Source organism: Candidatus Didemnitutus sp., assembly GCA_019634575.1.
Lineage (GTDB): Bacteria > Verrucomicrobiota > Verrucomicrobiia > Opitutales > Opitutaceae > Didemnitutus.
Genome location: JAHCAY010000002.1, coordinates 550,247 through 563,622 on the forward strand (window position 1 = coordinate 550,247; position 13,376 = coordinate 563,622).

The following is a 13,376-nucleotide window of genomic DNA, read 5'->3' on the forward strand; positions in this document are numbered from 1 at the left end:
ATCCATGAATTTTCGCCTCCATTTCCAGGTCTTCGCTCTAGCCGGCGCCGTCGGCACAGCTAGCCTCGCCTTGCTCGGTTGCAGCCGCAGCGAGGTGAAACCCAATGCCAACGCGCCGCGCGTCGTGCGGGCCGTCCAAGTGGACGCCTCCCGGCAGATCGCGCACGAAACCACGAGCTACACCGGCGTCGTCCGCGCGCGCACCGAGAGCAATCTCGGCTTCCGCGTCGCCGGAAAAATCGCCGAGCGACTTGTGAACGCCGGCGACGCCGTCAAAAAAGGCCAGCCGCTGCTGAAGCTCGACCCGACCGACTACGAGCTCGCGCTGCAAGCCGCACGCGCCGTCCACCAACAGGCCGCCCTCGAACTCGAACGCGTCCGCGTGCTCGTGGAAAAGCGCGCCGAATCGCGCGACGCCCTCGAGCGAGCGAGCGCCGCCGCGGAAACCAGCGCCGCGCAGACCGCGCAAATCGCGAATCAGGCGAGCTACACAACCTTGTTCGCGGATGCGGATGGCGTCGTGATGTCCACTTTGGCCGAGCCAGGTCAAGTCGTGGCGGCCGGCCAACCCGTGCTCGTGCTCGCGAAGAACGGTCTGCGCGAAGCCGCGGTGGATATTCCCGAGAGTTCGCTGGACCGCATCAGTGGCGCAAAAGCCACCGCCCAGCTCTACCTCAACGCGGCGCTGAACGTGCCGGCGACGTTCCGCGAAATCTCCGGCGTGGCCGACCCCGTGGCCCGCACCTACCAAGCGCGCTACGTTCTGGATGGCGACGCGGCGCGCTTTCCACTTGGCGCAACGATTACGGTTCGCATCTCCACGGCCAAAGACGCTGCTCAACCTACGCTGGAGATTCCGCTGGGCAGCTTGCTTGATCGCGGTGACGGCGCGTCGGTGTGGGTCATCGACCCGAAAACGTCGGCCGTTGCGAAGCGATCCGTCACCATCGCGAAGCTGGGCGAGGAAACCGCCTCGATCAGCGGCGGACTTCAGCCAGGCGAAACGATTGTCGGACTTGGTGCCCAACTCCTGCAAGCGGGTGACGTGGTGCGGGCTGAAAAGCTTTCCGTGAAGGACGCCCGATGAACCGCTTCAATCTCTCGGCCTTAGCCGTCAAGGAGCGGGCCATCACGCTGTTTTTCCTCATCGCGATCGCTGCTGCGGGAGTGCTGGCTTTCAGCCGTCTCGGACGCGCGGAAGATCCAACCTTCGTCGTGAAAATCATGACTGTGACCGCGGTCTGGCCCGGCGCCACCGCCGAGGAAATGCAGAACCAGGTCGCAGATCGGTTGGAGAAACGACTCCAGGAGCTCGAGCACTACGACCGCACGGAGACGTCGGCTCGCCCCGGGCTGATGACGATGAAGGTCTATCTCAAGGACAGCACCCCGCCGAAGGAGGTGCCGGAGGATTTCTATCAGGTGCGCAAAAAGCTCGGCGATGAAGCGCGCTTCCTGCCACGCGGCGTGCTCGGCCCCATCTTCAACGACGAATACAACGACGTCTATTTCTCGCTCTACGCCCTCAATGCCCCCGACTTGCCGCACCGCGATCTGGTGCAAGATGCCGAGCGTCTTCGCCAGCGGCTGACCCATGTGCCCGGCGTGCAGAAGGTGAAGATCATGGGCGAGCAAAACCAGAAAATCTTCGTCGAAATCTCGTATCAACGGCTCGCGACGCTCGGGCTCGGCGCCCAGGCGTTGTTCAGCGCGATCGCGAATCACAACGACGTCACTCCTTCGGGTTTTGTGGAGGCCGACGGTCCGCGGGTTTATCTTCGGCTCGACGGCGCCATCACCGACATCGATTCGGTGCGTTCGATTCCTCTGCCGGTGCCGGGCAAAACGTTGACGGTCGGCGATGTCGCCGAGGTGCGCCGCGGCTACGAAGACCCGCCTGCGTTCCGGATCCGCGAAGCGGGCGAACCGGCGTTGCTTCTCGGCGTGGTGATGCACAAACGCTACAATGGACTCACGTTGGGCAAGGACCTCGCGGCTGAAGTTCGCCAGCTTCAGGCTGAGCTGCCGGTCGGGATCACACTCACGCAGATTTCCGATCAGGGATCGGTCATCAAGGCGGCGATCAGCGAATTCATGGTGAAATTCTTCGCGGCGCTCGGTGTCGTGATTTTGGTCAGTCTCCTCACGCTCGGTTTCCGTGTCGGCATCGTGGTGGCCGCCGCTGTGCCGCTGACATTGGGCGCTGTTTTCCTGATCATGCTCGTGACCGGACGTGATTTCGACCGGATCACGTTAGGCGCGCTCATTCTCTCGCTCGGCCTGCTCGTGGACGACGCGATCATCGCAATCGAGACCATGGTCGTGAAGATGGAGGAGGGATGGGATCGGGTGAAAGCAGCTGGCTACGCTTGGACCTCGACCGCAGCGCCGATGCTCACGGGCACCTTGGTCACGATTGCCGGATTTCTACCGGTCGGTTTCGCGCGCTCCACGGCCGGCGAATACGCCGGAAACATTTTCTGGATCGTCGCTTTCTCTCTGCTGGTGTCGTGGTTCGTGGCCGTGATCTTCACGCCCTACCTGGGCGTGAAGCTCCTGCCGAACATCCCGGCCAAGGCGCACGGGCATCAATCGATCTACGGCACGAAGAACTACGAACGATTCCGTCGGCTCATCCGGACTTGCGTGGACTACAAGTGGGTGACGCTGGGCGTTACGATCGGCCTGTTCGGGGCCTCTGTCGCCGGTATGGCAATCGTGAAGAAGCAGTTCTTCCCCAATTCGGACCGGACCGAGCTGACGCTGGAAATCAACCTCCCGGCAGGCTCCGCGTTCTCCGCGACCGAGCAGACGGTTCGCCGGATTGAGAAAGCCATGATGGCTCTGCCCGAGGCGAAGCGCGTGACGAGCTACATTGGCGAAGGCGCGCCGCGCTTTTACATGTCCCTCAATTCGGAGCTGCCGAATCCGGCTTTCGCCCAAGTGGTGGTGCAAACGGAGAACCCGAAGCAACGCGACGTCCTCAAGCGCAAGATTCGCGAATTGGTCGCCGAGGGAAGCTTCCCGGAAGCCCGCGTGCGTGTGACGCAGTTTCTGTTCGGGCCGCCGGTCCCGTATCCCGTGCTTTTTCGCGTGACGGGCGATAACCTCGACGAAATCCGCCGCATCGCGAACGACGTGAGGCTGGTGATGGAGAAAAACCCGCATCTGCGGGACGTGCATCTTGACTGGGGGGAGAAGACTCCGGTGCTGCATCTCGCTTTCGATGAGGAGCGGCTGCACCTCGTGGGGCTGAATCCGCAGAGCGCAGCCCTGCAGCTTCAGGCGATCCTGCAAGGCGCGACGGTTTCCCAGGTCCGCAGCGGCAATCGCGTCGTCGATGTCCAGGTGAGGAGTCCGAAGCTCGAGCGCGACGGTCTCGACGCGATCGGCGACGTCGTCCTTCGCAACGAACAAGGTCGCTCCATCCCGCTCCGCCAAATCGCACGGCTCGAAACCCGGATGGAGGACGCCGTGTTGAAGCGCTACAACCGCGAGCTCTATATCGCCGTGCAGGGTGACGTGATTGACGGACAGCAGCCGCCGGACGTGACCGCCGAGGTCTTGCCGCAGCTCGCGGCGATCAAGGCCTCTCTGCCGGACGGATACCGGATCGATACGGGCGGTTCGGTGGAAGAGAGCGCGAAAGCCAACAAAGCCCTCGTGCTTCTGTTTCCGATCATGATCCTCATCACGCTCGCCTTGATCATGCTTCAGGTGCGCTCGTTCTCGGCCATGTTCATGGCCTTCGCCACGGGGCCGTTGGGATTGGTCGGTGCCGTTCCGACTCTGCTGATTTTTCATCAGGCGTTCGGATTCAACGCGATCCTCGGGCTGATCGGTCTTTCAGGTATTCTGATTCGCAACACACTCATCCTGGTCGATCAGATCCAGCACGACAAAGCGGCGGGCCTGTCCGACTACGAGGCCATCATCGAATCGACCGTGAGACGCGCCCGCCCGGTCGTGCTCACGGCCGTGGCTGCCATGCTGGCCTTCATCCCGCTGACGCACTCGTCGTTCTGGGGCTCGCTGGCCTACGTGCTGATCGGCGGTGTCGGCGCTGGCACCGTGCTGACGTTGCTGTTCCTGCCCGCGCTCTATGCCGCGTGGTTCAAGGTGAAGAATCCCGCCCACTACAAATATCACAAAACGATCCCGTGAGCGGCGGCACCGATCCCGCACCGCAATCAATCGCCCCGCCACCACTGAGTCGCGTGACGCCGCATCGGAGTGACCGAACACGCTCGTCATCCCCGCTCATGAAAACGCAAGCCACCCGTCGAGTCCTGCAGACAATTGTCCGCCGGGACTACGGCGGGTCGCAGGCGGATTTCTCGACGCGCTGCGGACTCGACACCGCCGATACGTCCCGCGTCATCGGCGGCATCCGGCCGGCGACGCCGGGCTTCGTCCGCCGCGCCGCGAGCGCGCTCAGCGCGCGAGCTGCGGCCGAACTGGTCACCGCGTTCCTCGCCGACGTCGCCACGGCAACCACTGATGTGTTTTCAGTGACCGTTGAGGTCTCGGCAAAGCGTCCCAACGCGACGCTGTCGGGCGAGCGTGACGCCCAGGGAAATGGCGCCGCATGATCGATTTCAGTTCGCACTCCGCCCGCACTCTTCTCGCCCTCGCCCGGCGGCAGAGCGGGATCGACTCCGATCGCTGCGACTGCGCCTTCGCTCATCTCCTGGCGGCGGAGCAACTGCGAAGCGACCTCCGCAGCGCTCTCGCCCGCCACCGATTGAGCGATCTCCAATTCGCGATTCTCGTATCGCTGGTCGAGGCCGATCCGGAAACGATCCCGATGGCCACCTTGGCCCACCGCGCCGGTGTTTCGCGTTCCGCGGTGACCGAGGCGTTCGACGCCCTTCTGCGGTCAGGCCTGGCCAATCGCGCCCGTGATAAAAGTGATCGTCGGATCATTTACGGGGAAATCACCACGACCGGACGCGAAACAATCCATCAAGCGATCAACGACTACCTGCGGATCGTGGCCCAGGCGCCAGCACCAGCGCGTCCTTTTCGACCGTGAACGTCACCTTTGCGCCCTCCTCCACTTCGCCCGCGATCAACCCGCGCGCGAGGCGGGTTTCGAGGTGACGCTGCAGAAAACGCCTCAGCGGACGCGCGCCGAAGACCGGATCGTAGCCCTTTTCCGCGACCCAGACTTTAGCCTTCGGATCGAGCACGACGGCATACGGCTTGCGCCGCACCGCCTCGGTGAGCTGGCCGCCCTCGTCGTAGCCGACATAGCGCCGGTGACGCACCGATCACGCGCAGAAAAGCCCGGGACGATGAAACATCCACGGTGCGGCATGCTTGAGGATAGTATCACTCCGGAGCTCGATACTTACCGTGAACAGTCGGACAGGATCTGCATCGCAGCGGTTTTTGCACCACACCGGCCGCAACTGAAATTCAAATCGGTGAATCTCACCGTCCTCGCGTCGGGTCTTGAACTGGCGCCGCCGGTCGGGCATTGGACAGCGAAGTTCCATGGAAACCCACCTCGAGCGCATCGAGCACCAGGAGAATCTGCCGCTGCGGATTTTCGTGCACAGCGTGAGGAACTGCGCGAGCCACTGCCATCGCGATTCGGAATTTCTCCTCGTGTTGCGCGGCCAGGTGATGGTGCAGACGAGCGAGGGCCAGGTCGCGCTCAAACCCGACGACGTTTACTTCATCCCGAGCGGCGAAATGCATTTCACGCACGAGACAACCGGCACCAACCTGCTTGTCGCGCTCCAGATCGACACCGCCTTCGCCACGCGCCTCGATCCCGACTTTCCACGCCGGCGTTTCGCCTACAACCAAATCGGTCGCCGCTTCCCCAACGACCGCCGCTTGCAAGCGACACGTGAGATCGTCGCCGAGATTCTCTGGGAAATGCGCATGCGGCGCGAAGGCTACCGCTTCCAAGTCGAATCCCACCTGCTCCGCCTGCTCACGCTGCTCGTGCGCGACGTGCCGTCCACTCTCGCCGCCCCGCCGAAAGCCGAGCCGCAGAATATCGCCGACGACGCGCTCGGCCAGCGACTCGCGCGCCTCGTCACCTACCTCGAGGCGCACAGCAATGAGGAAATCTCTTCCGCCGAACTCGCCGCGAGCGAATCCGTATCGGTCAGCTATCTCGCGCGGCTCTTCAAGACCCGCCTTGGCTGCACCGTAAGCGAATACGTCAGTATCGTGCGCACGAAAAAATCGCTCCCGCTCCTCGCCCGCCGCGAAACCACGATCCTCGACGTGGCCATGGAATGCGGTTTCCCCAACGTGAAGAGCTACAACACGGCGTTCAAACGCCTCTTCAATCTCACGCCCTCGCAATGGCGCCAGCAGGCGGGTAGCGATATCCCTGGCATTGGCGAAAGTGCCTACAACCGCTGCGACGCCGGGTTCGCGTTCCACCTGCTGAGAAAATACCTGCCCGCTGGCAGTGCCTACGCTTAAGCCTCGCCGTAAACTTCATGGGCAAACGCTCTCCCGCGCTCGCTGCCGCTCCCTTTCACCTCGCCCCGCCCGCCATCCGTTGGGTTGAGGTCTCTCACGCCGGTCTCACGCTCGAGCACAAGCTCGCGCAACTCATCGTCGTCCAGTCGATCGACTCCAGCCGCGAAAATCTCGAGCGCTTCGCCGCGCTCGGCATCGGCGGTCTCTTCTGCCGCGCCGGCGGCCCGATCGACTCGCTGCGCACCGCCATCGAGCATCTCCAATCGCGCTCGCCTGTGCCCGCACTGATTTGCGGCGACCTCGAGCTCGGAGCCGAAGGAGCGATCGGCGGCATCGGCACCGTTTTCCCGAATCAGATGACCGTCGCCGCGACACGCGACGCGCGTTGGGCGGAGCGGATGGCGCGCATCGCCGCGCGCGAAGGCCGCGCGGGGGGCTTCAATTGCTCGTTCAGCCCCGTCGCCGATCTCCCCCTGAATCAGCGCAACGCCCTCGTGAGCACGCGCTCGTTCGGCGACGATGCCGCGCTGGTCGCGCGGTTTTGCGCTGCTTACGTCCGCACGCTGCAGCGCGGTGGTATCGCCGCGTGTGTGAAACACTGGCCGGGCGACGGCTGGGATGATCGCAACCAGCACTTCGTGACCACGCGCAACGGCCTATCGTTCGCGCAATGGGAGGCGACTTACGGTCGTGTTTATCGCAGCGCGATTCGCGCCGGCGCGCTCGCGGTCATGAGCGCGCACATCGCGCTGCCGTCGTTCCGCGACGCCGGCGATGCGCCCGCAAGCCTGTCCGCTGCGCTCAACCTCCGCCTCCTCCGCCAGCGCCTCGGTTTCCGCGGCGTGATCGTCTCTGACGCCAGCACGATGGGCGGCGTCACTTCGCTCGCGCCCCGCTCTAGGTTTGTTCCGCAAATCATCGCCAACGGCTGCGACCTGCTGCTGTTTTCCAACGATCCGGAGCTCGACCTGCATTACTTGCGCGAAGCTGTGCGCGACGGACGGCTGCCGGTTGCGCGCGTCGACGAAGCCGTCACGCGCGTTCTCGCGCTCAAGGCCGCGGTGGGGCTCTGGCGCACGCGCCGGCTGGCCGCGGTGCTTCCCGCAAGCCACCGCCAACGTCATCAGCAATGGGCGCGGGATTGCGCCCGACGAGCGGTCACGCTTGTGAAGGACGAGCAGCGCCTGCTGCCGCTCTCCCCGCGACGGCATCGGCGTGTGCTGTTGATCCAGGAGTGGTCGCGCCACATCCCGAAGCCGAACACCTATGCGCCGGAACTGGAACTCGAACGTCGGCTCGTCGCGAAAGGCTTCCGCGTCGAACGCTTCGCGCCCGACACCGATGTCCATCGCGACTACTACGACGTCGTCATCTACGCGGTCGCCGAGGAGGCCTCGAAAGTGCGCACCGCGATGGACCTGCGCTGGCTCGACCTGCAAGGCGGCTTTCCGCGTGCGATGGACCGCTACTGGCACGACGTGCCGACGGTATTCATCGCCTTCGGTTCGCCGTTCCATCTGCGCGACGTGCCGGCGTGTCCCACGTTCATCAACGCCTACTCGCTCGCCCCGGTGGTCCAGGATGCAGTCGTGCAAGCGCTCGTCGGTGCGATTCCGTTCCGGGGGCGTTCGCCGGTGCGGCTGAGCGAAACGTAGACAAAACGGCGTGGCCGAGGGCGACGCGTTGCACCTGCCGAATCATCAGGGCTGCGTGACCAACCTCAGCAGTTGCCGCGCGTCGGCGCGCGAGGGGTCGATCGCGAGCGCGCGCGCCGCCGCAGCTTGAGCGCCACGGCGGTCTCCCGTCTGCAACAACACCGTCGCGAGCGCATAAGGATAATCCGCGATCGCCGGTGCGGCCTTCTCGGCGGCGCCGAGAGCCGCGACGGCGTCAGCCGCGCGCCGCTGCTGCGCGAGCAGCAAACCGAGGTTATACCACGCCCGGTGCAGATCCGGCACGCGCGCGACCGCCAAGCGCAGGTAGCGCTCCGCATCGCCCATTCGACCGATCTCGGCGAACGCGAGGGCGGCACTCTGCGCCAGCTCACCGTCGTTCGGGGCAAGATCAGCGGCGCGCGCCAACTGCGCGGCGGCTTCGCCCGTTTTTCCGGCGCTCGCGAGCACGAGGCCGAGGGTTTGCCGTAAACCAGGCGAATTCGCATCCCATTCGATTGCCTGGGTCAATTTGCCCTCGGCCTCGTCGAATCTCCCGCGATTCGCCAAATCTTGCGCGAACAGCGCCAGGCCGCCGGGCTGATCGAGACCGAGCGCGAGATACGCATCGAGTTCGCGCCGCGCCGCCGAATCCACGGGCAATTCCCGCGAAAGCACCCACGCCACATCGAGGCGCACCGACCGCACCGGATCATTCAACAGCGGCGCCAACGCCGTGCGCTCATCCGCGCCTCGCCCGACCGTCCGCGCCGCCGCCGAGCGCACCAGCGGATCGGCATCGCGCAACGCCTCGCGCGCGACGGTCGCGACACGCGGGTCGTTGGCGGCTCCCGCCAGCAACTCCAGCATCGTCGCGCGCCACACTGCGATGTCTTCCTTCGGCCAGAGGGTCAGCAACCCGTCGACTGCTTCCGGCCGGCCGGCTTGCGCTGCAACGATGGCGCGCGTGCGGCGGCGCTGGCGGGTATCCATTCGGTCGCCATACCACTTCTCCGCGGCCTCGATCGACCACTCGACTGGCTTGTCCGTGTGACAACGCGAGCAGGCGTCGGGGATGCCGAGTTCGCGGTTCAAAAGCGGATCGGGAATCAGGAAGCCGTGATCATGCCGCGGCGCACGCTGCATGTAGGTGGTCGTCGGCATGTGGCAGGCGACGCAGGAGTTGCCGGTGCTGCCGTCCTTGTGGTGCGAATGCGCCAACGGATCGATCGGCACCGCGCGCACCCCGTTGGGCTGCTCGCGTCCCGGTGCGGCGTGACACTGCAGGCAGAGCTGATTCTGGTCGATCGGCAGGAGCGTCTTCGTCGTGTGCGGATCGTGACAGTCGAAACACGTCACGCCCCCGTGCCCGCCCATGCGGCTCAGACGAAACGAGGTCCAATTGAAATCCTCGTCGCGTTGCTGCCCATCGGGGAAATACGTGTGCGGATCGACCGGGATCACGAGCCGGTGGTGATCGGCGTAAGTATCGCCGGGTTGAAAATCACCCGTCAACGGCTCGCCGCGCGCGTGGCAGGTCGCGCACACTTGCATCATCTTCGTGCGGTCACCGAAAAACGGCCCTGGCTTCGGAGCACCGAGCGGGCGCGTGGTATTCTTCGGCAGGAAGCGGTGGTCGTCGGGCATCGCGCCGTGGCATTGGATGCAGCCGACGCCATGCTCGACCCAGCTCGAGCGGTAACTGTCGGTCGCCGGGTCGTAGTTCTTGCGATAGCCGGTCATGTGGCACGGCGCGCACATCGAGTTCCAATTCATCCCGCGCCCGGTCCAGTGGCCCCATTCGCCCGGTTGACGATTCTCGGCACCGAAGACATTGAACCACTCGCCGCGCTTCACATCGAAGGCCATGTCGGTCGGCTGCCAGCGGCCGCCGGGAGCCGGGACGAGCGGCTGCCAGAGCGGCTTCGCGCCGAGAATAAAATCCGGCGCAAGTTCGCGCGTCGTCCCGTCTGTCCGTTGCTCGATCATCACCGGCCGCCGGTTGTGCGACACGAGCGCGAAGCGCGCTCCGCCGTCCGCGATCTCCGTCGCAATGGAGAACGCCGCGGCATCCCGCACCGGGTCGAGCGGACGATTCGCCTGCGCATGGTCCGTGCCCTGCCAGGCGCGGTAAATCTCCTCGTGGCACTCGCGACACGACGCCGAGGTCTGCGCGACCGCCGCGGCAACCGGGCGCCGCACCGCCGTCGATGGCGTCCGCGAACACCCGCCGAGCGCTCCGGCGAGCATTGCGCCGGTGCCGGCGGCGACGACCAGCGCCGTCGCGAAGCGCTGCATCGGCACGCGCGACCAGCTCGACGATTTCGTTTTCACACAGACGCGACGGCTATCCGCGTTCCCAATCGCAATGCAAACTCCAACTGGTCGGTGCAGCCTCCTTCGGGACAGAATCTTGCCGTTGCGGCGATTTTTGAAGCGCGGTTCACTGCCGGCGTCGCGTGCCCCTCACGGAGTCGTTATGCTCCGGTCGTCGAGCGCGGGCTCTCCGCCGTTCGCCTCACCTCAACCCCGCTCGCCCCGCCTCCCGGCTCACCCGACGCTTCCCATGAAACGTCTCCCGCACTTCCTCACGTTCGTCCTCACGGCCGGTCTGCCTGCGCTCTTGTCCGGCGCCGAGGCTGCGAGCGCGCCGACGCCGACCAAGCGCCCGAACATCGTCTTCATATTTTCCGACGACCACGCCTGGCAGGCCATCAGCGCCTATGGCGACGACCGCAAATTGATCGAGACGCGCAACATCGATCGTCTCGCCCGCGAAGGCGTGCGCTTCGACCGCTGCCTCGTGCCCAATCCGCTGTGCGGCCCGAGTCGCGCCACAATGCTCACTGGGCTCTACAACCACGTGAACGGCTTCGTGAACAACTCGAACAGGGTCTTCGACAACACGCAGACCACGTTTCCGAAACTGCTCCACGCCGCCGGCTATCAGACCGCCGTCATCGGCAAGTGGCACCTCGAATCCGACCCGACCGGCTTCGACTTCTGGCAAATCGTTCCGGGGCAGGGCGACTACTACAACCCGCCGATGGTTCGCAACGGCGAGAGAATCACCGAGCCCGGCTACGTCACCGACATCATCACCGACCGCTCCATCGAGTGGCTCGAACACCGCGACAAGTCGAAGCCGTTCCTCCTCATGACGCACCACAAGGCACCGCATCGCGCGTGGATGCCGGCCCTGCGTCACCTCACCGCCGACGGCGATCGCCGCTACGAGGAGCCGGCGACGCTGTTCGACGACTATGCCGGCCGCGGTGCCGCCGAGCACAGCCAGGACATGATGATCGCGAACACGCTGAACGACGTGGATCTCAAGTTCGCTCCGCCCGCCCGTCTCACCGCCGAACAGCGCCGCGAGTGGGACGCCTACTACGGTCCGCGCAACGAGACGTTTCGCGCCGCCAATCTCCAGGGTCGCGACCTCGTGCGCTGGAAATACCAACGCTACATGCACGACTACCTCGCGTGCATCCGCTCGGTCGACGAGGGCGTCGGCCGCCTGCTTGATTATCTCGACCGCGAGGGCCTCGCCGGGAACACGATCGTGGTCTACTCGTCCGATCAGGGCTTTTTCCTCGGCGAACACGGCTGGTTCGACAAACGCTGGATTTTCGAGGAATCGGCGCGCACACCGCTGCTCGTGCGCTGGCCGGCGCTGGCCAAGGCCGGCGGCGTGGTGCGTGACATCGTCTCGAATGTCGATTTCGCCGAGACGTTCCTCGACGCCGCTGGTGTCGCCGTGCCGGCGGGGATGCAGGGCCGCAGCTTCGTGCCGCTCCTGCGTGGCGAGCGCCCGACGGACTGGCGCACCGCGTTTTATTTTCAGTATTTCGAATACCCGGCGTTCCACCGGGTGCGCCCGCACTACGGCGTCGTCACCGATCGCTACAAGCTCGTGCACTTCCCCGCGCCGCCCGACCGCAACGGCGAGGATTACTGGGAACTTTTCGACCTAGGCCTCGACCCGCATGAGATGACGAGCGTCTTCGGTCAGGAGCGCTACGCCGAAATGCAAAAGGAGTTGATGGCCGATCTCTCGCGTCTTCGCCGAGAACTCAAGGTGCCCGAGAAAATCCCGCACGACTGGTTCGGCATCGAAACGCAATACCCGGCGCATCTCCAGATGGGCAAACCGGTGACCGGTCCAACGGCGGAACCTTCGCACAAGCAGCCGTGAATGCGTCTGGCGCGACTCCCCACTCGGCGACCGCCGCGCTCACACTGACGCGCGCGGAGCTCTACGCCCGCGTTTGGGCGACCCCGATGCTCCGGCTCGCCGCCGAATTCGGCGTGAGCGACGTCGCTATCGCGAAACTCTGCCGGCGCCGCAACATTCCCCGCCCGGCTCCCGGCTACTGGGCCAAGCTCGGGGCCGGTCATCTCGTCGAGCAACCCGCGCTGCCACCGGCGACGCCGCAACACGACCGACCCATCGTCTTCCGCCGCGCGACCGCGCCGAGCGTTTGCGAAGCAACGGCCGTCGCTCCGTCCGTGCTCCACCCCGTCGCCGAACGCGTGCGCCGTTGCCTTTCCCGCTACAAGGCCCGGGCACACGGGCTCGTGCTCGTCAGCGAACCCGGCCTCCCGCGCGTTCTTGCCTCGCCCGCGCAAGCGGCACGCATCGCGACGTTCCTGCACGCGCTGCTCGAAGGCGCCGCCGCACGCCACATTGCGTTCAACACCGATGACGAGCGCGCACCGCTCTTTCAGCGGTCGGAACGCAGCGCGCGCATTCGCATCGAAGAAATGCTGCAGCGCGGCTCGCCCGACGGACGCCTCGTCGTCATTCTGCGCGGACCCGGCGGAGCGCGCCGGGATGTGACGCGCTGGGAGGAATCCGGCGCCCTCTCGCTGGCGCGCATCGAGCGACTCGCCCTCGAAACGCTGCACGCGAAACTCGTGCCGCGACCGGCCGCACCGGCGGTGATTTTTCCGGGCCGCATCCGTATCGAGCGTCCCGCTCCCAGGCGACTGCTGCGCGAGGCGCGGCGCTGGGAAAGCTCAGTGCTTCTCGCCCGCTATATCGCCGCGTGCGAGGCACGCTGGACTCGAGACGAGCCCGGGATGACACCCACCAGGGACGCTTGGCTCGCGTGGGCGAAGAACACCGCGAACGCGCTCTCGCCATTCGATAATCATCCCGCCGACGCGGCTCTTTCTGACGAGGTCGTCATGTCGCCTTCCGAACTGTTCGTCGCACCGGCCTCCCCGCTCCGTCGTCACTCCGGCTGATTCACTCGCCCCCACGCCATC

Annotated in this window: 10 protein-coding genes; 8 read left to right on the forward strand and 2 right to left on the reverse strand. The window is 65.3% G+C overall.

Translation table 11 applies throughout. The features are described from left to right. Positions 1–4: 4 nt before the first annotated feature. The 4 genes from KF715_17490 to KF715_17505 all read left to right on the forward strand — a co-directional run bounded on the left by KF715_17490 (position 5) and on the right by KF715_17505 (position 5,035). Positions 5–1,087 carry an efflux RND transporter periplasmic adaptor subunit gene (locus KF715_17490; protein MBX3738492.1) on the forward strand — a complete coding sequence of 361 codons (1,083 nt, stop codon included), beginning with the start codon at positions 5–7 and terminating at the stop codon, positions 1,085–1,087. Beyond that, positions 1,084–4,164: an efflux RND transporter permease subunit gene (locus KF715_17495; protein MBX3738493.1), complete on the forward strand. Its 3,081-nt coding sequence runs from the start codon at positions 1,084–1,086 to the stop codon at positions 4,162–4,164. Before KF715_17490 ends, KF715_17495 begins: the two co-directional genes overlap by 4 nt. A 98-nt stretch (positions 4,165–4,262) precedes the next feature. Further along, complete coding sequence (locus KF715_17500; protein MBX3738494.1) at positions 4,263–4,592, forward strand: hypothetical protein; 330 nt, start codon at positions 4,263–4,265, stop codon at positions 4,590–4,592. Beyond that, a complete protein-coding gene (locus KF715_17505) occupies positions 4,589–5,035 on the forward strand; it encodes a MarR family transcriptional regulator (protein MBX3738495.1) in 447 nt (148 codons plus the stop codon). Before KF715_17500 ends, KF715_17505 begins: the two co-directional genes overlap by 4 nt. On the opposite strand, the gene KF715_17510 is transcribed toward KF715_17505, so the two are convergent. Then, positions 4,974–5,270: an ATP-dependent Clp protease ATP-binding subunit gene (locus KF715_17510; GenBank protein MBX3738496.1), complete on the reverse strand. Its 297-nt coding sequence runs from the start codon at positions 5,268–5,270 to the stop codon at positions 4,974–4,976. The two genes, KF715_17505 and KF715_17510, sit on opposite strands and share 62 nt — an antisense overlap. 229 nt (positions 5,271–5,499) lie before the next feature. Between KF715_17510 and KF715_17515 the strand changes: the two genes are divergently transcribed. Both KF715_17515 and KF715_17520 read left to right on the forward strand, forming a co-directional pair. Continuing rightward, positions 5,500–6,450 carry a helix-turn-helix domain-containing protein gene (locus tag KF715_17515; protein ID MBX3738497.1) on the forward strand — a complete coding sequence of 317 codons (951 nt, stop codon included), beginning with the start codon at positions 5,500–5,502 and terminating at the stop codon, positions 6,448–6,450. A 17-nt stretch (positions 6,451–6,467) separates the two neighbouring features. Then, a complete protein-coding gene (locus KF715_17520; GenBank protein MBX3738498.1) occupies positions 6,468–8,105 on the forward strand; it encodes a hypothetical protein in 1,638 nt (545 codons plus the stop codon). 45 nt (positions 8,106–8,150) lie between these two features. Here the strand turns inward: KF715_17520 and KF715_17525 are convergent, their stop codons facing one another. After that, complete coding sequence (locus KF715_17525) at positions 8,151–10,436, reverse strand: hypothetical protein (protein MBX3738499.1); 2,286 nt, start codon at positions 10,434–10,436, stop codon at positions 8,151–8,153. A 232-nt stretch (positions 10,437–10,668) separates the two neighbouring features. Here KF715_17525 and KF715_17530 point away from each other — a divergent pair, with 232 nt between their 5' ends. Further along, positions 10,669–12,300: a sulfatase gene (locus tag KF715_17530; GenBank protein ID MBX3738500.1), complete on the forward strand. Its 1,632-nt coding sequence runs from the start codon at positions 10,669–10,671 to the stop codon at positions 12,298–12,300. Further along, positions 12,297–13,355 carry a hypothetical protein gene (locus KF715_17535; GenBank protein ID MBX3738501.1) on the forward strand — a complete coding sequence of 353 codons (1,059 nt, stop codon included), beginning with the start codon at positions 12,297–12,299 and terminating at the stop codon, positions 13,353–13,355. Before KF715_17530 ends, KF715_17535 begins: the two co-directional genes overlap by 4 nt. Positions 13,356–13,376: the final 21 nt, after the last annotated feature.

What these genes read in the sequence shown, in the direction of transcription:
- KF715_17490 (MBX3738492.1), top strand. Translation starts at nt 5, where the DNA reads ATGAATTTTCGCCTCCATTTCCAGGTCTTCGCTCTAGCCGGCGCCGTC.
- KF715_17495 (MBX3738493.1), top strand. Translation starts at nt 1,084, where the DNA reads ATGAACCGCTTCAATCTCTCGGCCTTAGCCGTCAAGGAGCGGGCCATC.
- KF715_17500 (MBX3738494.1), top strand. Translation starts at nt 4,263, where the DNA reads ATGAAAACGCAAGCCACCCGTCGAGTCCTGCAGACAATTGTCCGCCGG.
- KF715_17505 (MBX3738495.1), top strand. Translation starts at nt 4,589, where the DNA reads ATGATCGATTTCAGTTCGCACTCCGCCCGCACTCTTCTCGCCCTCGCC.
- KF715_17515 (MBX3738497.1), top strand. Translation starts at nt 5,500, where the DNA reads ATGGAAACCCACCTCGAGCGCATCGAGCACCAGGAGAATCTGCCGCTG.
- KF715_17520 (MBX3738498.1), top strand. Translation starts at nt 6,468, where the DNA reads ATGGGCAAACGCTCTCCCGCGCTCGCTGCCGCTCCCTTTCACCTCGCC.
- KF715_17530 (MBX3738500.1), top strand. Translation starts at nt 10,669, where the DNA reads ATGAAACGTCTCCCGCACTTCCTCACGTTCGTCCTCACGGCCGGTCTG.